The organism is Rhodococcus sp. DK176 (assembly GCF_038447315.2).
Taxonomy (GTDB): domain Bacteria; phylum Actinomycetota; class Actinomycetes; order Mycobacteriales; family Mycobacteriaceae; genus Rhodococcus_F; species Rhodococcus_F jostii_A.
Window position 1 is genome coordinate 199,747 of sequence record NZ_CP118322.2, and the last position, 22,492, is coordinate 222,238.

14 protein-coding genes and 1 pseudogene are annotated in these 22,492 nt (G+C 66.3%); 6 read left to right on the forward strand and 9 right to left on the reverse strand.

Translation table 11 applies throughout. The features are described 5' to 3' along the window. Positions 1 to 227 precede the first annotated feature (227 nt). The 9 genes from PSR88_RS37855 to PSR88_RS37895 form a co-directional block, all read right to left on the reverse strand. Complete coding sequence (locus PSR88_RS37855; protein WP_237723825.1) at positions 228 to 1,340, reverse strand: hypothetical protein; 1,113 nt, start codon at positions 1,338 to 1,340, stop codon at positions 228 to 230. 38 nt (positions 1,341 to 1,378) lie between these two features. Then, positions 1,379 to 2,158 carry an N-formylglutamate amidohydrolase gene (locus tag PSR88_RS37860; protein ID WP_016880499.1) on the reverse strand — a complete coding sequence of 260 codons (780 nt, stop codon included), beginning with the start codon at positions 2,156 to 2,158 and terminating at the stop codon, positions 1,379 to 1,381. A 504-nt stretch (positions 2,159 to 2,662) separates the two neighbouring features. Further along, the gene (locus PSR88_RS37865; RefSeq protein WP_192815039.1) at positions 2,663 to 4,675 is read right to left on the reverse strand and encodes a cutinase family protein; all 2,013 of its coding nucleotides are present in this window, start codon (positions 4,673 to 4,675) and stop codon (positions 2,663 to 2,665) included. Positions 4,676 to 5,145: 470 nt separating this feature from the next. Beyond that, positions 5,146 to 6,180 (reverse strand): DUF2637 domain-containing protein, encoded by a 1,035-nt coding sequence (locus PSR88_RS37870; RefSeq protein WP_011599425.1) that lies wholly within the window; start codon positions 6,178 to 6,180, stop codon positions 5,146 to 5,148. Positions 6,181 to 6,946: 766 nt separating this feature from the next. After that, positions 6,947 to 7,627 (reverse strand): hypothetical protein, encoded by a 681-nt coding sequence (locus PSR88_RS37875; protein WP_016880500.1) that lies wholly within the window; start codon positions 7,625 to 7,627, stop codon positions 6,947 to 6,949. 72 nt (positions 7,628 to 7,699) lie between these two features. After that, a complete protein-coding gene (locus tag PSR88_RS37880) occupies positions 7,700 to 8,974 on the reverse strand; it encodes a hypothetical protein (RefSeq protein WP_011599422.1) in 1,275 nt (424 codons plus the stop codon). Between the two features lie 77 nt (positions 8,975 to 9,051). Beyond that, complete coding sequence (locus PSR88_RS37885) at positions 9,052 to 10,392, reverse strand: chromosome partitioning protein ParA (RefSeq protein ID WP_029537922.1); 1,341 nt, start codon at positions 10,390 to 10,392, stop codon at positions 9,052 to 9,054. Positions 10,393 to 10,397: 5 nt separating this feature from the next. Further along, positions 10,398 to 10,742 (reverse strand): hypothetical protein, encoded by a 345-nt coding sequence (locus PSR88_RS37890; protein ID WP_011599420.1) that lies wholly within the window; start codon positions 10,740 to 10,742, stop codon positions 10,398 to 10,400. Positions 10,743 to 10,838: 96 nt separating this feature from the next. Continuing rightward, on the reverse strand, positions 10,839 to 12,947 hold the full coding sequence (locus PSR88_RS37895; RefSeq protein ID WP_016880501.1) for an FtsK/SpoIIIE domain-containing protein: 2,109 nt from the start codon (positions 12,945 to 12,947) through the stop codon (positions 10,839 to 10,841). Positions 12,948 to 14,166: 1,219 nt separating this feature from the next. Here PSR88_RS37895 and PSR88_RS37900 point away from each other — a divergent pair. From PSR88_RS37900 to PSR88_RS37925, 6 genes and pseudogenes are all read left to right on the forward strand, one after another. Further along, entirely contained in the window at positions 14,167 to 14,484 is a 318-nt protein-coding gene (locus PSR88_RS37900; protein WP_016880502.1) for a hypothetical protein, read from the forward strand. Between the two features lie 38 nt (positions 14,485 to 14,522). After that, positions 14,523 to 14,927 carry a hypothetical protein gene (locus PSR88_RS37905; RefSeq protein WP_011599416.1) on the forward strand — a complete coding sequence of 135 codons (405 nt, stop codon included), beginning with the start codon at positions 14,523 to 14,525 and terminating at the stop codon, positions 14,925 to 14,927. Further along, positions 14,924 to 17,960, forward strand: a pseudogene (locus PSR88_RS37910) (ATP-binding protein). The gene PSR88_RS37905 and the pseudogene PSR88_RS37910 overlap by 4 nt, the downstream one beginning before the upstream one ends. Next, positions 17,957 to 20,074, forward strand: a complete 2,118-nt coding sequence (locus PSR88_RS37915) for a hypothetical protein (protein ID WP_011599414.1) — start codon at positions 17,957 to 17,959, stop codon at positions 20,072 to 20,074. Before PSR88_RS37910 ends, PSR88_RS37915 begins: the two are co-directional and overlap by 4 nt. Beyond that, positions 20,074 to 20,925: a hypothetical protein gene (locus PSR88_RS37920; RefSeq protein WP_029537934.1), complete on the forward strand. Its 852-nt coding sequence runs from the start codon at positions 20,074 to 20,076 to the stop codon at positions 20,923 to 20,925. The genes PSR88_RS37915 and PSR88_RS37920 overlap by 1 nt, the downstream gene beginning before the upstream one ends. Continuing rightward, on the forward strand, positions 20,922 to 22,472 hold the full coding sequence (locus PSR88_RS37925) for a peptidoglycan DD-metalloendopeptidase family protein (protein WP_011599412.1): 1,551 nt from the start codon (positions 20,922 to 20,924) through the stop codon (positions 22,470 to 22,472). Before PSR88_RS37920 ends, PSR88_RS37925 begins: the two co-directional genes overlap by 4 nt. Positions 22,473 to 22,492 lie beyond the last annotated feature (20 nt).

Consider the following 22,492-nt stretch of genomic DNA (forward strand, 5'->3'; position numbering starts at 1 on the left):
CACCGCCCCGGTGGGCCAGATGCTGCGGGTCGAGTCCCCGGTGGTTGCAATTGTGCAGGACACCGCCCTGATCGAAATCTGCGCCATAGGCATGTGCGACCCGTCCCGCCGTCATCACCGCCAGGATGGGGAGGCGAGGGGACAGCTTGGTGGCAAACGACCATGCACGGCCGTGCATGGTCGTGCGAGCAGAGTTCTAGCCGGTACGCCCGCGTCCGCTTCGGTGGTTACCGCTCTGCCGGACTAGGTGCAGAGGTCCTGCGAGACGAGTAGTTCCGGGCAGACTCGATCCCCGTGTCGTAGTTGTCGACATAGTTGGCGGCCGTATTGGTGTACTTCGAACCGATTGCTGCTGGGTCGTAGGCCATGAAGACGACGTCGGGCCGTCCGTTGTTGAAGTTCCGGTATGTGCTGTAGTTCCAGCCATCGGGTGCGTAGTCGTCGTTCCAGGCGAGGCGGGCGACCGGGACGAATCCCGATTGCGCGTAGATCTTGGGAAGCACTGTGTCGAAGCAATCCAGTCGGTGCCCGCCGATTTCGGTTGCCTGAGAGAGCAGCGCGTATGCCGCCCTTGGATGAGCACAATCGTTGTGCGCGAAGACGGAGACAACCTCATCGCCGTTGACTGCGACGCCGGCCTTCCCGTCGTCGGTGACGAGCATCCGCATTCCGCGGTACTCGTGAGTGTCGTAGACGTAGACAGAGGCCGCGTAGGGATTGTTGTTTCGGAGTGCGAGCATCTGCTCTCGATACAGGTCTGCGTCGCGTTGGTCGAGTTCGTACAGCGTTGGTGTGCTGACACCTTTTGCGGCCAGCCGCTCGCATATGGGCGATGAGAGAGTGTGTTCGGCGACGGGAGTGATCTCGCGGCCGGAGATCAGAATCCGAGGGCTTCGGCCTCCACGATCTCCGGGTCGGTCCAGTACTGCTCGATCTCCCGGCGCTTGCTGTCCGGCAGGTTCGGGCGCCACCCGTGTAGACGCCAGAACGATTCCCGTTGTTCCTGGGTCAGCATTGGTTCGTTGCTCATAGTGATTGTCCTTTGCAGTTGGGTCCTGCTGACCATTGTGCATCGCGTGTATCTGTTGTGCGCGCAACGCTTCAGCGGCGGCCATTCGTTGGTTGAGCAGGTTGCGAGCAGTGTCGTTGTTCTCGTGTGCGATTGCTTCGCGAAGTTCGTTCTGGCCGACTGGGGTGGAGTCGTACAGTGCGGCATGTTCTGCGACGGCGGCTTCGGCTCGACGAACGCGGTGCTTGAGGGTGTTGTTGTCGGGATCTTCAGCAAGTGCGTGGAGTGCATCGTTCAGTTTGGTGCGGGCGCGGATGAGTCGGATGCGCATGTGCGGGGAGCAGCGTGGCCCGGGTTTGGGTTGGCACATCAGTCGGCGGCCACTTTCGGAGTGCAGTGGGCGACGAGGGTTGCGAGCATGCTGGCGAGTGCGTCCACCTTGGCCGGGTTCGCGGCGCTCGGCGTTGCGAGGTACTGGTCGCGGCGAAGTTCGATCATCACGGCGGTCACCCGCGGGTCGTGCTGGTAGCGGTTGAGGGGGACATAGCACCCGAGCGGCGCGAAGGCGTCAAGGGCCTGTTCGCGGAGCCAGCCGGGGGTGTGGAAGTCGTCGGTGCCGAGGCAGAGCGCGGGGCGGGGCTTGTTGGGGTTCTCGAATCGGGAAGGGTGTCGCGGGTAGGAGTGGACGTCGATGATGACGGCTGCGCCGGTAGTGGCGATCCTGTCGTCGACCAGGCCGGTGAGTGCGGCGGTGTAGGGCTGGTAATAGGAGTCCATCAGTCGTTGCGCGTCCGCGGCGGGTTCGAGCCGGAGCAGCGCGCGGTTGCAGGTCCGGGTGTATACGGCTCCCCTGCCGACGGCGTTCATGGGCTCGTCGTCGCCGGGGAATCTTTCTGGGTCGATGACGAGGCGGGAAATTTGGTTGATGGCCAGCCAGGGTCGCGGGCGCCCGGATGCGAGGAGTTCCGCAGCACGTATGGCGATGTGATCTGTTGCAGTGTCGGTTGATTCGTCCAGCTCTAGCTGCAACTCGTCATTGCTCAGGAGTATTCCGGCACGGACCGTGTCGGGGATGGAGCGGGAGGCATGCGGGACGTGCAAGATGACCGGCGAATCCGCGTGGCCGGCCTGAATGTGGCAGGAGGTCATATTAGTTTCCTTGTTGAGTTCAGTTTCACCAAGCGTTGCGCGAGGTCGCCCGTGTCTTCTGATTTGCTGCAGGGTCGACTGATCGGTGAGTCTTCCTCCTCGGTGCCTTGCATAGGATCTCCTTCTTCGAGGCGCATGTGTCGAAGTCTTCGGTGGGTGCAGGCTGTTGCTGTGCTAACGCGTTGGTGGTGGGTCCCGGTCGGTGACCGACTCGGGGTCTTTGAGTGCTTGGTTACGTAGTCTGCGGCGGTCGATGGCTCCGTGGGTGAGGGCGGTGGGGCGGTGTCCGACGTGGTACTGGCCGGGATTGTGGGGGCAGGGGAACACCGAGAGTCCTTTCGATCCGTGATGGCGTCTGCGGACGCTCTTGGCGTCTGATCGGGCGAGGTAGCTTCGGAGTTTGCAGCGCCTGCACCAGATCCACCGGGCAGCGGGATTGTGTGATCGTGATGGGGCCATGGCGTTTCGCCTCTCTTCACGTGCAGGATCATTGGTAGAAGGCGGTTACGCGGCCCGGTCGATCTGGAGGTTGAGCCAGTCGGTGAGCCATTGGATGGCGGTGCGGCCGGCGTTGTCGACGACGAGGTGGTTGTAGTCGGTGTGGGCGCCGGAGGCGAAGAATGATGCGGCTTTCAACCCCTCGGCGACCAGGGCGGTGAGATCGTCGGCACCTTGGGAGTTGGCCATCGTGGTCAGCGATCCGGTCAGTCCGTTCAGGTCGAGATTCTGCCCGTTCAGGTCGAGATTCTGCGCTTGGGCGTTGATCGGGGTTGGAGCAGTGTGGGCTTGTTTGCCGAGGAGGGCCGGGTCGGTTTTGGTGGCCTTGCCGGTGAGCATGTTCACCGCGACCGAGGCGATGTCGAGGCCGACGGGCAGCAGTCCGGTCATGGCGGCTCCGGCGCCGAGTGGGTCGGGCGCCTGCCCGGGTGGTGGGAGGAGTTTCTCCACGGCTGCCCAGGCGATTTCCTGGATCTGGCCGATCAGGTTGGCGAGCCGGATGACATCGACATTGGCGAGGATCGAGGTCACCAGGGCGGCGATCTGGGTGAACCCGGAGGGGTCCGGGATGACCGAGAGAATTTGTGAGACCCACCGAAGGTCGACGCCCGCGGCGAGTTTGACCAACGGCGCAAACTGGTTGTTCAACTCCCCCGAGATCTGGTGCGCCCCGTGTGCGTCAAGAGCGGCGACCTTCTGCGGGAGGACGGTCAGGTTGTGGAGGATCCCGGGAAAATCGAGTGCAGCAACGCCGGTCACCACGTTGAGCACTTGACCAACGACGACGCTCGGCTTGAGGACCGACAGCACGCTCGATGCGGTCGTGAGTGCGTCGGCGGGTGTGGCGGCCAGCGGCGCGACCTGGGCGCTCAGTGTTCCTGCTGCGGTGGACAGTGCGGTCGCCTCCGGAGACGCGGCCGGCACGGTGGCAGTGCCGGACTGGACCAATGCCGAAGCGGTGTCGGCAAGCTTGGATGCTGTGGTCACCGCATTCGACAGGTCGGCCTGGGACGCGGCGGTCAGGAACTGTCCGGCGGCGTGCTCGGCGGTTCCCGGTGTCGCGGTGGTCAGGTGGGTGGTCGCGGCGGAGTTCGCTGCGCCGGTCGCGATCAGATCCGCGATCGGCGTGAGGGTGTGCATCAGCGACGTCGCGGAGTTCGCGAGCTGGGCGATGTCGATCGTGTCTGCGTTGCTTTGCTGCGCCAGCGTGGTGGCGTTTGCGCCGAGTGCTGGTAGATCAGCTTTGGAGAAGTCCGAGGTCAATGCCGTTGCAATACCATCACTTCCGTCGCCAGTGGACGCCCCGGGTTCGGCACTGGGCGTCTTGCTGAGGATGGAGCCGAGCGACCCGAGGAGCGGGCTTGTCCCCTTCTGGATGGAGCAGTACAGGTCCTTGCCGGTGTAGCAGATGGAGGCGACCCGGCCGGAGAGCTGGCCCATTCCCTGCGGGCGGGGGTCGGCGATGCCGGTTCCTGCGGCGCGGGGGCCGACGACGGCTTCACCCTGGGTGCCCGAGCCGGGGTCCGCCAGCAGGCCGACCGCCAGGACCCGGTCGGGTCGAATGGGGCCTTTGCCGTTACCGATGTCGGAGGCGAGGTCGCCGGCCGCGTCAGCGCCCTGGGAGTATCCGGTGATCGTAAACTTCGTTCGCGTGCACTTGCTTGCCACGTCGGTCAGCACATTGGCTGCTTTGGTGCGTGCGTCGGACTTGCTGTCGGCGTAGGTCTTTCCGTTGTCGAACGCGCGGGCCATATACGGCAGGGTGTAGACCTCCGCGCGGTCACCGTGGGTGGCTGTGATGGTGTCTGCGATCGGTTTGAGGATGCCGACCGCAACGGAGGGGTCGGCGTGCTCGTTGGTTTCCCAGGTTCCGGGGATGAAGAGGTTGAATGTCGATGCGCATCTGGCCGGGTCCGCGTGCGCCATCGCCGGGACGGTCACCGCTGCGGTTCCGGTGGCGACCGTCGCGGTGACCAGTGCGGCGAGTGCGCGTTGGGCGGTCGGACGTGTGTCGGGCATTGGCACCTCATCTACCTGGCGGACTGGGTGGATCACCGCTCGGTGAGCACAACAGTGCCCCAGCCGGTTGCGCTCGCGTCGCGTTGAGTGCCCACAGTGGCCGGTTAGTACGGTGAGATCAACGTGACCTGTGGATAACTCCACGTTGTATCGGATTTCGCCGAGGTGGTCACCGCTGCACTGGGCGCCCCGTCGATGTGGCGTCCGGTTTATGAAAGTCCATGAGTGCGGCCCTGAACCCCTGCGAAAACGATGTTGTGCCGCTATCGGGTTATCCGGCTTCGTCGCGGCTGTTGCAATGCCTCGATTGTGTCGGGCGCTAATGTCCACGGCATTCTCGGTGGGCGTTGCGCAACGGCTTTCGGAGGCACCGCTGGCGTTGCGTCAGCCGCATGCAATCTGTGGGCTGCGGCCGACCTCGTCCTGTGCCTGCCTGCCCGTGGAGCGCCGCATCTCACGCCGTGGTGGGATCAGCAGTGCGCACTGGCCATCCGGTTGCGCAAGCTGATCAGGGACCCGTTGCGTTCCCGGGAACCCGGGGAGTTAGTGAGGTCATCATGTCGGTCGAAGGCAGGGAGCGGTGGGATCGCGAATCCTGCATTGACCGCGGCTGCGACGGCCTTGTTGTACCGGCGAAGCGCGGTGCTCGGGGCTTTTGCCTCGGTGGCATCGGCGAGCTGACCCCAGGTCGTGGCCGGTTCGGTGATCTTGATTCGAGCCGTCTTCTTCACCAGCGGATCGAGACTGCTCTCCTCGATGAACGCCAGCAGTTGCGCGGTAGTCGGCACTGCCGCCCGCATCCCACTTTCATCGAGTACCTCGGTCATTGCGGTGGCAGCAACATGTTGCGCGACCTCGCCGTCTGCGGCACCCGTGCTTGCGTCAACGTTGCCAACTGCAACGCTCGCCTCCGCGCGATCGTCCCCGGCAACGCCCCGGTCGGCGTTGTTGACCAGCGTTGCATCGCCGCTGCCGAAGGCAAGCGACTGTGTGAGCGTATTGAACTCGGCGTACGCGGACCCAATCGCCTTGATGAGGACTCCGACGCCGTGCGTGAAGGCGAGGACGAGCAAGGGCGGGATGATCGCAATGAGTGAGGCACCCGTCGGCGAGAGTGGTGTGTAGCCGAGGTCAATACCGGCTGCGACAGCGCGAGCAGCTCGGAGACCGGCCTGATGTGCGTGATAGGCGTTGCCGAACACACTGATGAGCACAACGACGACGGCAAGGGACAGGAAGAATTTCTTCCCGGCCGCACCGCCGCTGATCTTGCTCAATGCAACGACCGCAATCGTGGCACCGAGAATTGCGCCATCCACTATGGCCGGGAATATCCACGCGAGCCAGTGTGGAATGCCCGCCTGTTGCGCGAGGTCTCGTTGCACCGCGAAGGACAGCACGAACGCACCGATGGTGATGCCCACCGCAATGATGATCGCAATGAGCAATGCGGCGATGAGGGCGTGGAGCTGAATTCGTGCGGCGCGGAGGTTGAGGTCGGTCATGTTCGGTTAGTCCTTCCGGTTCCGGGATGGTCGTTGCGCGCGGCCGCGCCGCGCCGGTCGCTGTCAGATTGCGGATCTCGCGAGCGTGCACGGACACCGTGGTGCATGCCGTTGCGTTGCAGTGGCGTTGCGGACCCAATGCGAAAGCTTGCACTCAAGCCCATTGGTCGGGGGGGCATTGCGCATATGTGGATTGAGGATGTTGCGGGTTGCGGCAAGGTGGCGTTCACGGGTTGCCGCAACGGAGCGTTGGTAGTCGCGGCGTTGCGCCTGGTGTACGTGTGCGGGCGCGGTCGGGTCGAACGCCCTTGCGTACCTGTTGCGGCCGGCGGTGCGGGCGAAATGTGTGTCTTGGGGTGTGCGCCATCCGGTTGCGGTTGCATCCTGCTTTCTTCCCCGGCCGAGTCGAAGGGCGCAATTGATCGGTTCGGCCTTTCGTGGGTTTCGGGTCGTGAGGTGGTGGTTGCGCAAGGCGTTCTCCCGATTGCGCGGGACGAGTGCACGTTGGCGGGATCGAGCTCGGCGTGCAAAAACGGATAAGCGTTGCTGCTTGCGTGGTGTGCCGTCGGTCGCAATTCTGTGCCTAGGACACGGTGGCGGTTGCCCGCGTTGCGCCGTATTGCGCGCCTCGAGTTGCACGTCGGTGCAACTCGAGGCGCACGGGGATGGACTCGTTGCAACGACGGTCGGCGAAGTGCGCAATGGGCCGGAGCGGCTGCGGCGAAGTTGGCGCCTCCGGCGGGTATGCAATGCCGGGTGTCCGTGTTCACGCGACCACGTCGATCAGCCAGCGCCCGGCGACATGGGTGGTGGTGATCGTCTGGGTGAATTGCGTGGCGGGTTCGCCGGGTCGCATCTCGGTGAGCACGAGCGTGTAGTGGTTGTCGTTGGTTTCGATGGTGCGGAGGCAGTAGTTGGTGCCGAGTGGGACGGTGTCGATGCCTGCTTGGATCTTGTCGGCCGTCGGGAGCGGTGAGCTTGGTGCGGCGAGGGCGCGTGCGGCTTGGCCGGATCGGAGCACGTAGTAGGCGTGTTCGAATGCGGCGATGACCCCAGTTCCGGTCTTCTGGTCGCCGCGGTCGCTCTGGCACTGGTTCTCGTCACCGCGGGGTACGGCTGAGAGGCTTTCTGCGGGATCGGAGTTCGCCGCGAGGGTAGTTGTGACCGTTTCGGGTTGTTGGGTTGTCTCCGGGGCGCCTGGGGTGGTGTTTTCGGGCTCGCCGACCCGCAGTGCGGTCCAGCCGACGATGCCTGCCGCAGCAAGAACCATCACGGCGCCGATGGCGGTCCTGGTGCCGACTCGCCGCTGCCCGGGCTTCTCTGATTTCGGCGGCGGGAGTGGTCGGGCCGGTGTGCTCGTGGCGACGCGCCCGCCGGACGACGCGGTGGTGTCGCGTCGGCCCGACGGGGTGGTGGCAGTGGGCGCTGGTCCGAGGGTGTCGATCACTGCCGGATGCCGGGTCGGTTTCCGCGCTCCGCTGTTCCGCCTGCATTTCCTCACCTGCGGTCCCTTCCGGTTTCAGCGTGCCGCGGTTTCGACGGCCGACAGGAGCGCGCCGACCTCTGCGGGCATCGCGGTGCGTAGGTCTGCGCCGGCCTGGAGCAGTTGGTTCCCGCCAGGCTGTTCGGCCACCCATGCTGCTGTCTGCGTTCCGGCGTCGACGGCCTGATCGATCACCGGTTGGCCGATGGCCTCGGGGACGGCGGATGCGGTGTTGTCAGCCCACTCGATCGCGGCGGAACCGGTGGTTGTCGTGGCGGCGGTGTCGACGGCCTGTGCCGCCGCGGGGGTGGCCTGTTCGACGAACTGGGCGGCGGGCTGCAGATCGACGACCGGCGCAGATTCGGGAGCCGGCACGGGTGCGGGTTCGGACGCCTCGCCAAGGTTCTCACCCGCCCCGTAGGCGGCGCCCGCGAGTGCACCTCCTGCCGCGGAAAGCGCCCCGACGGTGACGGCCGCCGGCGCGCCGAGTGCGAAGCCTCCGATGATCGCGCCGGTACCAGCGCCCGGACCCGCGAGGACTGGCCCGCCGATGGCGGCGCCGGCGGCGAGGCCGATCAGTGCGCCGCCGGCGGCTCCCACAGCACCGGCGGTGACCCCAGCTGCGGTCGCACCGACCACACCGGCGGTGACGGCACCTGCTGTGGCGGCGGCGGCCATGCGGTCCGAGCGGGTGGTGGGGACGCCGAGGGAGTTGAAGAATGTCGCGCCCTGAGCTTCGAGGATGGCGCTGGTGTTGTTGAGTTTGTCGGCCTCGGTCTTGGGCAGCCAGTCCGGGCGGGGTCCGGTGAGGTAGCCGAAGCGGTAGGTGTCTTCAGGGGCTTGGATCGGTGCGACCGGAGCGCCGTGTCCCGGGGCAATCTCGGGCGGCTGCTCGGGCTCGGGGACTTGCTGCTGCTCCCCTGTCGGTGACGGGGTGTCGTTGTAGTAGGTGGGCTCGGTGTGCGTGGGTGCTTGGCGGGTGGGCACGTTCTGGTACTCGGTGGGGATCGGGATGTAGGTGTCCCAGTCCGCGGTTGTGCCAGCGTCTTCGGAGCTTTGCTGTGGGGTCTGGGACGGCTCCGGGGTGGGGGTGGTGACGCCGGCCTGGCCACGGTCGCCGGTGATGCCGGCTTGGCCGGTGTTGTCGTTGATGCCGGCCTGTCCCGGTGCCGCTGCCGCGTTGGGGGCGAGAGAGATCCCTGCCGCGATGCACGCGGCCACGAGGGCGGCGGTGGTGCTCTGGCGCACGGCCTGGCGGTGGCGCCCGGTGTGGTGTGCTCGGTTCCTGGTGTGAGTCTTCGGGGCGGTCATAGTTCTTCCCTTTCGTGACTGGGTGTGTGCGGCTTCCGTAAGTGAACGGTTATGGGTTGGCGGAGGCACGGTTTAGGTCAGCCGGTGCTGGTGATCAGGTCGACGACGGTCGCGGCGATCACGGTCAAAGAGTCGGTGGTGGTACACCGCAGGCGGCTTGGGACGATGCGTTCCCCTCCGGTGAACAGCGGCTCGTAGGGCATGCGGAGTACCTGCACTCCTAGGGCAATGAATGCGTCAACGGTGTCGGATTCGACCATCGGGGTGTCCCCGGGGCCATCGGTGATGATGACCACGGTCCGGTCCAGTCGGCCGGGATGTGTGGTGGCGAGGTCGAGGAGCATGCGGTGCGCTGTGGTGGCGGCATCGCGGCGCAGAGGCACGGGCACGACGAGGGCGCCAGCCTCCGAGACGGCCCACTGCCAGCTGCCAGCGAGTGGGTTGTTCCCAGTGTCGGCGACCAGGATCTCGCGGTGGTGGGCGAGGATCGAGGCCAGTGCCGCGGCGTCGTCCCCACTTAGACCCACGTGTCGTGTTGCAGTGAGGTCGTGGTGGCCGGCGACGATGTCCTCGCCGGAGGGTTGCCGGGTCAGATGCCGGCCGAGGGCCGAGGGCCGCAGGTGCCCGGTGGCGGCCTGGTCGGCCGCGAGGAGCCCAAAGATGTTCTGCTCGCCGGGGGGTGGGACGCTGACCCGGTCGGCGAGGCTGCCGCCGCTCTCGGCCAGGTCGGCGCAGACCACGGTCGCGCCGCCGCGGTGCGTGGCCAATGTCTGCGCAAGACCGACTGCGATCGGGGTTTTGCCGACCCCGCCTTTGGTGTTGGCCACCGTGATCGTGGAGAACTCGGGGATCGGGCCGGCAATCGTCGCGGCCGCGACGCGCAGTCGCATCTCGGTCGAGGATGGTTTCGGGGACAGGCTCAGCCCCAAGACGGCGTTGAGTCGCCCCCGTATCCCCGTGCGTGCCGGTTCCGTTGCTCCCGGGATGATTCCGGGCGCCGCCAGGACAGAGACCGGTTGGCGGCGAGCATCGTATTCGGGGTGGGGCGCACTCCCCTGCCCGGCGTCATCGGGTGCCGAGTGAGCGGTGTCGCCGAGTGCGTCCAACGTGATGCTGACCGGTTCCTCCGCGATCATGTCGGCGTTTGCTGGTTCCTCACCCTGGTCGGCGCTCGTCGGGATGGGGCCTGTTGGGGCGGACCGGGACGCGGTTCCGTCGGGTGCCACGGTGACCTGGGTGCAGCGGCCGGACCGGTGGACGGCGACCTCGACGGGCGCCCCGGCGTCGACGGCACGCTTCTGGCTGTATTCGTAGATGCTGTCCTGGATCGACTTCCCAACCGGGGCGACCAGCTCGTCGCCGGTGCCGGCGACACGCGCAACTCTGTCGGAGACGATCTCGATGGTGAACTCGTGCATGCGGCTCACCCGCCGAAGGCGCCGACGGACGAGAGTTCCGTATCCATGTCGGCCACGGTCTTCTCGGCCTTGGCGAGGGCGTCGAGGGCGTCGGAGCGTGCCTTGCCTTCGGGGAGGGCCTCGATGATCTGACGTCGCATCGCCACGGCGGCCTTGATTTCCTCGAGGCGTCCCGACGTGAGTTCCTGCTCCTCGGTCAGCTTCGCCAGCCATGTCGGGACGACCGCCTTGAGGACGCGGCGCAGTTCGGCGATGACGGGATCGTTGGCGCCCTTGGCCGCGAACGGTTCACGCAGCACCGTGACGTCGTCCGTGGTGGGGGTGATCGACTGGGAGATGCGGCGGCTCATGGGTCGGGGTCCTCTCGATGGGTGGGTGCGGCGACGTGGGTGGTCAGAGGGCGTGCGGCGGCGTGCGGGTTCCTTGTGCTGCCAGGGGCGTGGTTCTCACACGGTGGTGAGGACGGTGTCGGGTTCGGGGAGCATCACGACCTCGGTGGCGTCGAAGTGGACGGTGGTTTTCACCCGTCCGCCGGTGTTGATGGACAGGACGGTTTCGAGGACGTCGCCGGTGTCCTTGTCCCGCATGACCGTGACCGTGTCGACGGTGACGGGCACCTGGTCGCCGTCGTCGTCGTCGAGCAGGATGACCATTCCCTCGGTGACCGCCGAGGCCGGGATGGCGTCGGCGAAATCGTCGGCGCCGACCGTGTCGTGGTCGGTGGCGAAGTCGGTGAGGACGGACGGTTCAGGGGCGTCGCCGTACTCGCGTGCCCGCCTGGCCAGCGCGCGCTCGGATTCGACGAATTCCCGCAGCTCCGTGGAGAAGAACTCGAATGTGGGCGACTCGGTCGGTGTCAGGCCGTGCACGATCGCCTTCTCCTCCTTCGAGAGTTGGTTCCATTTGTTGGGGTGCGGATCGACATTCGGGGTCCACCACATCTGCGCATCCACCGGGGAACCGTCGAGGGCGGTGACCACCCCGCGGCCGGGGATGGAGGTGTCCACTTCGCGGCCGACGTGGGCATCGCCCCACATCATCAGCGCGCCGTCCTGCGACAGGTTGCCGAGCGAGATCCGGGTGCCGAAGTTGTCTCGGGCATTGCCCGAGCTCGACCCGAACAAGGAGGCGTCCGGGCGTTGCACCCCGAGCAGCAGGCGGATGCCGGCCGAGCGGGCCAGGACCGCGAGGTCGGCCCACGCCCCCAGCGGGTCGAGTTGTTTGATCTGCGCGCGGATCTCCTCGTCCTCGTCTTTGGCCAGGCGCTGCCATTTTCCGGAGAGGATGAAGAACTCGTCGAGCACGGCGATCAGCAGCGGCAGTTGCGAGGGTTCGATCTTCTTCACGTGCACGTAGTGGTTGCGGGCCATCATTTCCGCGTGCAGGGCGCGTACGAGCATCGCGGAGCGGACGGCGTCGTAGACGATGGCCGCGCATCCGGGGTAGCCCTCGAGTCCGTCGAGTTCGATCATCTTCGGGTCGACTCCGAGGAAGGGGATTCCGCGGCGCGAGGCCTCGGTGAGCAGGGTGCGGATTACCGAGGTCTTGCCGCCGCCGGTGGGACCGACGATCAGGCAGTGCGGTTTGTTCGATTTGGTCGAGACGTCCCAGTACAGGCTCAGGTTCGCTGCGCCGGTGGCGTAGGGCAGGTGGCGGAGGTTCTCGTCGACCAAGGCGAGGGGGTGGTCGACGCGGGTGGGCAGCGGTGCCCGCAGGTACATCACCAGGTATCCCTCGGAGGGGGTCCATTCGGTGGCCCAGGTGCGGCCGGATTCGTGGTGGCCGGCGAGCGCGGCGAGGGCTTCGTCGACCTTGGTCTGGAAGCCGCGGGCGCCGCTGTTCAGCGAGGGGGTGAACGTGATCTTGTAGCCGGTCTCGACTCCGTCCTCGTCGCGGGAGGCGACCGTGACGGCGGGTTCTTTGAAGATGGTGCCGGCGGACAACGCGGTTTGTAGGGCCTTATGGCGTGGTGAGCGGGTGTCTGGTTCGACGGGTGTGCGGGCGATCAGGATCAGGTCGCGGTGCGCATGATGGCGAACGGTGTGGGTGTATGTGCCGGTGCGGCCGGCCGCTCCGCGGACGGCGGTGGTGAATTCGTCCATCTCCTTGGGGCGGATGATCGCACCCCTGGGGAGTCGGATCTTGGCGCTGCGCAGCGAACAGATTCCGGGTGGGAACGCGACGGTAACCTTCACTGGCAGGTGCCGGGTTGTCTGCCGTAGCTGCGATTCGAGCGCACGGCGCTGTCGGTGGCCGTGCCAGCGGAGAATGTCGAGCACGCTCCACGCGGAGGCGAGGACGGCGAGCGGCCAGCGGTAGCCGTGAACCGTCGTGATGAACTGACCGGCTTGATCGACAGTGTCTGTGAGCGCTGTGTCGGCGAGTTGGGGTGCGTAGAACGCGAGGGCCGCGGAGGCGACCGTGATCGGGGCGAAGGTCCGGTACGCGCGGACGGCAGACTCGGGTGCCGACTGAGCGTTGCGTTTGTTGCGGGTGCCGGGGTCGGGGCCGAGCAGTTCGATCAGGATGTCCTTGAGCGGATCTCGCTGTGCCATCGCCCCTCCCCTTTCCGGTTGACTTGCGCCCGTCTCCGACAGCGGTCGGGCGTGTTGGATGCGCACACTGGCAGAGTCGGGTGATCGCGCTCAACGTGATCTGTGGATAACTTCGCTTGGGGGCTGCTCACGGCCGGTGCGTGACACTCCGCCGATGCGGCGCACCCGTGTCCCGGCCGGATGGTGCAGGCGCGCTTGCTCAGATCAACCGGACCTCGTGTCACCGGTCCGGCAAGGCCTGCGCCCGGGCGACTTCCGCAACACACAACGACGTACGCGAGTCGGGCACACAGCGGCTTCGCCATGCTCGACGACCCCAGCACGCATGCGATAGCGAGGGTGGAGGTCAAGAGGGGCTTCGCGAATCGGTATGCGACAACCCTCAGAGTGGCTTCTTGAGCGCAAAAGGCAGCGTGTCGAGCCGCCCCATAATTGCGCGACAGAGCGGTCCCGACACCGGATGATCCGACCGCCCCCACACGCGATTTCATTCGCTCCTCGAGTGCGATCGGGGACCACACCCGAGCGGTCATTGCCGCGCTGCGCGAAGCGTTCCGACGAACGCGCTCCATAGCGTGTGAACAGCACGCTTTGAAATCGATTGGCGCGAAGCATTTTTCCCAGGTACACTCCCCTAGGCCCGAAGGGCCGGGGAGTGACCCCCCGAAGGGGACGGTGTTTTCACCCGCCTCTCGACACGCTCGGCCGGATCGCCGAAATCCACCCATTCCGACATCGCCCCGACCGGACGGTTGGCGGCACGGTGGGAATGCTCTACGGTTCGGGCGATGTCCTGACCCGTCTCTCGCAGCCGGTTCGCGATGCTCAACTGCGTCTCCAATGCGAGACGTCGAGGGTGTCATGTTCGATCGGTCGTGGCGATGCGCCCGAACGTGGAGGCTTCCCGGCATTCGTCCGGCTCGGTTGATCCACTGCTGGATTGGCGCGCGATCAATTGGTGTGCCGGTTTTCCGATCGCGTGATGCGCTTACGCCCGAAGCCGAGCCGCGAGCAGCACACACCTGGGTGCCCAGACCCTTTCCGGTTCCCGCCCTACTCTCATCTCGCCCCCCACGATCGCCCGACACCGCCCCGGCCCACTTCGACTCGGATCGGAAAGTTATCCACAGGTCACGTTGATTCTCGCAGCGTATGTCTCCTACGTTCCCGCACAACCACGTTCGCCCATATCGGTTACGCACCCTGTTGGAGAGGCACCATGTCCGCAATCGCTTCCACCGTCGTCGACCTCGCGAGCGCTGCGCACCCCGCCCCCGACATCTCGATCGTTGCCCAGCAAACGGAGGTCAGTACCGGCGGGCTCAGGAAGTGGATCGAGGACAACATCGTCTTCACCATCTTGGTCGTCATCGCGTGTGTCGTCCTGACCGGTGGCCTTCGCGGGAATCTGTCGAAGGTGTTCACCGTCGGCGGGTTGACGTTAGTGGGTCTGGCGTTCGTCGGTATCGCCACCTCGGAATCCGCAGCCAAGGGCCTTGGGAACTGGGTTCTCGGCCTCTTCGGCATCAACGCCTGACACCCGCGACGGTTCCTACGCGGAGAAGGGAGCGTTAGGTGATCAACAACGATGACCTGCTGTATCGGGTGGACCGCCACTATCTCGGTCCGACTGGCTACACCCTGCCGGTGCGGATTCGGTACACCGCAGGCTTGGTGGGCGCCGCGGTGTTCGTGCTGGTGTTTCTGATTGCCCGCGCCATCCTCCACGTGCCGCTCGGGTTCAAGCCATTGTTGGTGATGGTTCTCGTGACCGTGTGGGCCACTACGGGGATCGCGAAGTACGTCACTCCGGATCGGCCGCTGCGGTCGGTGTTCAAGGCTGCTGTCAACGACTTGGGCGCCCCGCGTCCCCCGAAGCCCGGGGAGACGATCAGTGTCACCCTCCCCGACCGACTAACCACCGGTACGCGACCTGACGACGCGACTGCCCGTATCGACAGTGAGGACCCACACCGATGACCACGTACGACAACGACATCGCATCGCTGTTCGATCCTCAGCTCGAAGATCCGGTGCCGGTGATCCCGCCGGGAGCGTTGCCGCCGTCATGGGCTGCGGGACAACAGACGCCGGCTTCACAACAGGGCCCGCGGGCGTGGTCTGAAGTGCAATTCCCCCCATACCCGGTCGCCGAGGCGTCCGAGGAGGTCGACCCACAGGCAGAGGACCCCGCCGTCCTGGCCGAGGACACCCGCAAGCGGGAGCGGGGACGCAAGCGCCTTAAACGACGCGGGAAGACGCCCGCCGATCGCGAGAAGGCGGCGGCAAAGAAGCGCGCCGATAGTGCCCGGAAGGCGGTGCGACTGCAACTGACCGGGACCTCCGGACACATCACCCGCACCTCACGCACGTCAATGGCATGGTTTGTGCAGAAGCAGGGGCCGTGGAATTTCCGCACTACCGGCAAGCAGCGGCGCTTCATCCGGGACGAGGCGATGGTATTGACCAACCTGCAGCAGGCCGGTGTCGAGCGACTGCACCGACGTCTGGTGCGCACGCCGTTTCCTGTCGAGCAGTGGGCAAAGGACCACGACCAGTGGGCTGCTCCGATCGACGATGTGCCAGACGCATTGTCGTGGGCGGAGTACCTGCGTGGCCAGCAGCACGCGATGCTGTGGTCGAACGCGACGATCAAGGGCCGCTACTGGGGCATCGAGCTGCCTCAGCGATCGGTGCTCGGGATCGGTCTCGACTATCTTGCCCACACCCTCGGCTACGTCGCGAACTGGCCACTCGTGGGCACCCTCTCGTCCATGATCACCGGCTGGGCCGATGACGCCTTCGCGCGCGAGGAGGCAGCGCTTCTCGATCATCTCGCCGAACTGGAGCGGATCATGGCCGGCCGAGGCGTTAACGCCGCACCAGCGTCACCGGCTGCGATCGACTACCTGCTGCGGCGGTCGGCGACCATCGGCCTGCCATTGGCTGCGGGCGGCGCAGCGGCCGGTGCCGGCGACTGGGAAAAGGACGATGTCGCCGCCCTCGAAGACCTCACTGACCTGTCCCTCACCCCAGGGGATGGCTACACCACCGTCTCCGGGGTCGTCGAGGGCCGTCGCTACACCGGCGCGGTCATCGTCCTGACCGTCGGACGGATGGCACCGCTACCGATCCCGGAGCGGATGCTGCCCTGGCAGGTCATCGGCGACCCGTCAGGTGAGCCGCTCGAATGGTCGGATCGGATCGAGCTGCACGACAAGGCAAAGACCGTCCGCACAATGCGTGCGCTCACCGGAAAGATCAAGTCCCAGTTCGACCACTACACCGTCGAACACGACGAGGACCCGCCGAAAGAGCTGGCCGAGCAGCACGCCCGCGTTCAGGACGTCATCTCCGACGTCGAGGAAGACCACTCCGGGCTATCCACCCGCACCTCAGGCTGGTACAGGGTCGCCGTCGTCGGAGCGACACCCGACGAAGCACGCAAGAAGGCGGCCGGCCTGCGGGAGATGTACAAGCCGCACATCGCCCTCGAGCAGGAGCACGGTCAGTTCCAGCTGCTGCGCGAATTCATCCCCGGCGAGCCGCTCGCGAACATCGCCAACAAACGGCACATGGACGTCGAAGCAGTTGCCGCGGGCATGGCCACCGCCGGTGACCGGATCGGTGACCGCCGCGGGGTGGTGCTCGGGGAGACGTCGTCGATCGCACCGCGCCCTGTGATTTGGGATTGCTTCGCCGCGCATGAGATCAAGCACAAGTCCGGGCTGACCCCGATCGTCGCTGTGCCCGGCTCCGGTAAGACGTTCCTGGCCGGGATGGTCGTCTACCAGGCGGTGCGCGCGGGTGCCTACGGTGTCGTCCTCGATCCCTCGGGGCCGCTGAAGGAGCTGGCGAATCTGCCCGAGTTCCGGGACATCGCCCGGGTCTACGCGCTCACCGGCCGCGACTCACGCCCCGGGGCGCTCAACCCGTACCGGGTGATCATCGACCCGCGGCGCGATGACCCCGAGTACGACACCGGCCACGCGGACTTCGCGCGGGCCGCGGACCCGTTCGCTGCGGCGCAGGCGAAGTACGACGCGGACATGCGCGCCGCGGCCGCCGAGCGGGTCGAGGTCGCGGTGTCGGTGCTGAAGATGATGCTCACCGAACGGCATCTGCATCTCGAGCACACCGAATCGGTGCTGCACCTGGCCGCCAATCGGGTCGGTGGGGATCGCGACCACAATCTGGGTGAAGTGCTCGCCGCCATCAAGGCGATCGGTGAGACCGATCCCGATCAGGCCGTGCGCACCTGCGCCGGTGGTGTGTATCAGCAGCTGGAGTTGATGTCCCGACTGGCCGAAGCCCGGGTGCTCTTCCCAGAAGCCGGCAGCGGTCGGCAGTGGCATGGACGACTTCGACGCAGACATCCGGCTCACCATTCTCACGATGCCTGGCCTGCAGCTTCCACCCGAGGGTGTTCCCTCCTCGCAGTGGACCCCGCAGCAGCGGATGACCGCCCCGTTGATGCACATGGCCGCGTGGCTGGCGAACCGGCTCGTCTACGAAAAGCCGAGGCACGTCCGCAAGGTGTTGTTCCTCGACGAGAACAAGTACCTCGAATCCACCGGTGCGGGCCGCACCCTGAACCTGCGGATCGCTCGCGACTCACGCAAGTTCAAGGTCCGCGCCCTGGTGTGCTCGCAGCTGCCCGACGACTTCCTCGGCCTCGACGGCACCGACGACAAGACCGCCCTGACCTACGAGGTTTTCGTGGGCGACGTCGGCGGCGACCCGCACGCCATCGACGGCGCCCTCAAGCTCCTCAAACTCCCTGCCGGGCAGGGTTTCGAGCAGTTCCTCGCCGAACTCGGCAGCGGCGGCGAGGACACCCTCGACGAGGACACCGACACCTCCTACCAGGATCAGGCCCGCCGGTGGATGGTCCGGATGGCCGACGACGTCGAACTGGTCCGGTCGAGCTGGGTCCACTACGTGCACCTGTCCCACGTGTTCGCCGCTTTGAACTCGAGTACCGCAAAGAACGCCCTCGGAGGTGCCGCATGACCACCACCCTGCGGCGACTCGACCTGCATTTTCGGCCCGCAGGCACTTATCGGTCCGGCAACCCCGAGGCGAGCCCGAATCGACGCCTGACGGGTCGGCTGGGGTGTCTTCTGGCAGTCCTCGCCCTGGTGCTGGCCCCGTTGCTCGTCGACCCGCTCTCCCCCGTCGCGGCGGCCAGCGGTTTCGCGTGCGACGAAGTCCCCGCCCCGGAGTACCCCAAGGGGGCGTTCCCCGGGGTCTTCGACGCGACCAGCCAGAACCGCCCCGACAACGGGGTCACCGGATACACCACCTACGGGTGGGCCGGCCTGCAGTGGTACACCTACGATCTCGGTTGCGGCATGGACCTGGTGCGCGCCCCCGGCGCCGTCACCGACACCGACTGGGGCAATAGATTCCTGACGATCGGGAAGTCCCTGGCCGCGGCCGCATTCTGGCTCGACGACCAAACCAAGACCGGTCAGGCCGCCGAAGACGCCGGGGTCGCACCCGCAATGGAACAGTTCGACCAGGTCGTCTCCTCGATCTCGAACGGCATGCTCGGCATCTACGGCCTCTGGCTCGGTATCGGACTGACCGCGGCTGCCTCGATCATGCTCTGGCACGCACTCAAGTCAAACGCTGCCGGCGTCACGAAATCCATGGCCGTCGGTGGAGCCGCTCTCGCCCTCGGCGCTCTGCTGATCGGCGCACCCCAGCAGGCAATCCGGCTCGCCGACGACACATTCGGGGCAGTAATCACCGACACCCAGAACGAGATGCTCTCGGTCTCCGGCAGCGGCAAAGGGCCTCGCGACGTACTGCTCGACGACATCTTTCTCGACGACTGGCGTAAGGGCTGGTTCGGTCCGAACTACCGCGACAACGAGAACCAGCTCGGCCCCAAGCTGCGCGATGCGCTCGCATTCTCCTACGAGGAACAGCAGCAGATCGAGAACGCACCAGATTCGGGTGTCGAGAGCGACCTGAAGGCGAAGAAGGAGGGCATCTTCCGCGACGACATCGTCAAGCCACTCAACGATGACTACGGACTGTCCTATTACACGTTCCAAGGCAAGGACTCCGGCCGCACCGGAATCGGATTCATGGCAATGGTCAAGGTCGGCATGCCGTCGCTCCTGTGGATCGGTGCATCGGTGCTGAAGCTCATCGCGCTGCTCGCCATCCGCCTGGCCATCCTGTTCGCCCCGATATGGATACCGCTCGCAGCCGCTCACGCGGGAACGCTGATGCGAGTGTGCCGGATGATCGCCAGCGCCTACATGTGGGGCGTGGCGGGTTCCGTCATCGTCGCCCTCTACCTGCTGGCCCTGGTGAAGTTGTACGTCACCGACAACGGGCAAATCGACGGGTCATGGCGGTTGTGGTTCATGGTCATCTTGACCCTGGTGTGCTGGTTCATCATGCGCCCGTTCAAACGGGTCTCTCAAACCTTCACCCAGAACCGCGCCGGCGCCCTCAACCGAAAGGCCCGTCACGCGCAGACCTCGATGAAACAGAAGGTCTTCAAGGGCGCCAGCGCGGTCATCGGTGGCCCGGCCGGCGCGATGGTCGAGGAAGGAGTCGGTGCGCTACGCAAAAAAACCAAGGACGGCTTCACCGACGAAGACTCCGACATCAACTTCGCAGCCCCAGCCCGCCCGGAGGGGCGCGAACTTAACCAGCGTCGCCGGCACGAGGCCGACCAAACTCGGATCGCCGCCCACAGAAAGATGGACCTCCTGCAACGGCTGGCTGACTCACGCAAGGAATCTCAGGACGCCCGCCACATGAACCTCGCCATGGGCGGCAAGCATCGCGAACAGGACACCGCGAACACGCGCGTCGGCCGCGGGCGACGCACGGCGCTGCAAGCGCTCGAAGCCAGCCGCTCGGGTGGCGGAGCGCGCCGCGGTGACACCCCGAGGGTCAGTGAGACATGGGACGGCGGAGCGGGTTCTGCCATCGCACCGACGAGGGTCTTCACTCCGACCCGCAAGGACACCTCACCAGGGAACGTCCCCGCCGCGTCCGCGCCCGCCAGTATTTCAGCTCCGCCGCGGTCGAATACCCGCTTGTACGCGCCGTCGCTGACTCCCGAAGTGCGCACGCACCCGAGCGAGAGTTTCACCTGATGGCCCGCCCCGCAGGCAACCCGGTCCTCGCCCCGATCCGCCGGTGGGTGCTGTACTCGCGCACCAACCTAATGATCAGCATGGCCGCCATTCTCGCCGTTCTATTCGTTGCGGGCACCGTATTCGGGGAATCCCCTCCTACAAGCCATACGCCGAGTACCGCGGCGGTGACCGGTGCACCGACGACGACTCCTGCACAAGGAAACGAGGTCACCTACGACCTCATCGAGGTGACCGAGTCGGCCATCGCAGGCCTAACGACGGCCGCGGCCGGGAAGAGCGCGCCCGCCACAGCGATGGCTTATGCGCACAGCTACGTGGACATCACACAGTCGAATACCGAGTGGAGAACCAAACTCGGCCGGTACACCATCGACACCCCCGGTGACACGATCGTCGTCGCACGTCCACAGGTGCCCGTCGCGATCACCGGGCCCACGACTAGTGAGATCGTCACTGGCGCCGGTGGCGCGCGGCGGGCAGAGGTCACCATCCCCACTCAGGCCGGCGACCTGCGCGTGTCCGGGCAGGTGGCCGAGTCCCCGAGCGGGGCGAAATGGCAGGTCCAGAACCCGTTTCCCACTCTCGACCGCGACGAGGTCAGCAAACTCGGCGCCGCGCCGACCCTAGTGAGTGTCCCCTCAACCTCCTCGCACTCGACCACGCCCCAGACTGCAACGCAGCCGATCACCAGCCAGCCGAAACCGTCGACGACGACCTCGGCCCCCGAATCTGTCACCGCACCGCCAGCGATGTCCGAGCCCGAACCGACACCCGTGCCGGTGCCCGTTCCAGAGCCCGGGCCTATCCCGATCCCCGAACTCGACACCCCGATCCCGGGAGCCCTGTGACACTTCGCCAGCGCGGGACAGCGCTGCTACTCGCGGCCGCAGCCACCACAGTCGTCAGCACGACGGCCTGCGCCCCCCAGCCGGTCATCCCCCACGATGGATGCGAGGCAACCTCCACCGATAGCGATCCGGGCACGCCCGCCGGTGGTCAGCTGCGCGCCTCCGGACCGATCACTGCACCGACGAGGGCCGGGACCACCACGTTCACCTCCGGCTTCGGGCCACGGTGGGGTACCGAACACCAGGGCGTCGACTTCGCCGGTCCCATCGGCACCCCGATCTATGCAGCCCTCGACGGCCTCGTCGTCCGTTCCGGCACCGCCACCGGATTCGGACACTGGATCGTCATCGACTCCCTCGTCGGCGACACACCGGTCTCCACCGTCTACGGACACATGTTCACCGACGGGCTAATCGCCCGCGAAGGCCAACAGGTCAGGGCCGGTGACCACATCGCCACCATCGGCGACGACGGCCAAAGCACCGGCGCCCACCTGCATTTCGAGTACTGGGAAGGCGGCCGTTTCCAAGGCGGCACCGCCGTGGACCCGATGATCAAACTGGGCAGCACGGCCTCACCTCCTGGCGCGCCGGACGGCGCGGACGTGCGGCTGGCCTCCTTGTCGTCGCCGATCAACTGCGCGGGCTTCGGGACCGTCGGCGGCGGTGAGCTGGCCGCCGGCTCGGTGCCGGCCGAATTCGATCCGTGGATCCGCAAGGCCGGCAGCATCTGCCCCGGCATTCGGCCCCCGGTCCTGTCCTCGCAGCTCCACGCCGAGAATCAGTTCAGGCACGGCGCCAACGCCCCCACCTCCCCCTCCGGTGCTCTCGGACCTGCACAGTTCATGCCCGGAACCTGGGCGACCTGGGGCAAGGACTACGACGGCGATGGCAAGGTCGACCCCAATTCGATCGGCGACGCCGTCATGGCTCAGGGGCATTTCATGTGCGCGCTCAACAACCAGGTCAACGCCGCGCTCGCGGTCGGCACCGTCATGGGAGACCCGGTCGAGCTGTCACTGGCCGCGTACAACGCAGGCTTCGGTGCGGTGCAGGCTCACCGCGGCATCCCCCCATACGCTGAGACCCAGAACTACGTCGCAAAGATCATCCTCGGCCAGGCCAAGTACACCTCCCTGAGTTCCACCGGCCGCCTGGTCCCGAACGGATCGAAAGACGGCGGCCAGGTCGTCGCGGCCGCCCGGCAGTACCTCGGCACCCCGTATGTCTGGGGTGGAGGTAGCACCGGCGGACCGTCCGGCGGGGGCTTCGATTGTTCCGGCCTGACCAGCTACGCCATCTTCACCGGCAGCGGCGGCAAGGTCACACTGCCACGCACTTCGGAGCAGCAGTGGACCGTTGGCACCGAGATTCCCATCGATCAGGCCCAACCGGGTGATCTCGTGTTCGGATCCTGGGCCGGGTCTGGGCCGGGTCACGTCGGCATCGCCCTTGGTGGCGGACGCATGATCCACGCCCCGACCACCGGCGACGTCGTGAAGGAAGCGCCGCTGATGGGCGGGATGAAAGCACGGAGGGTGATGTGATGAGTGAACTGCCCGCAACT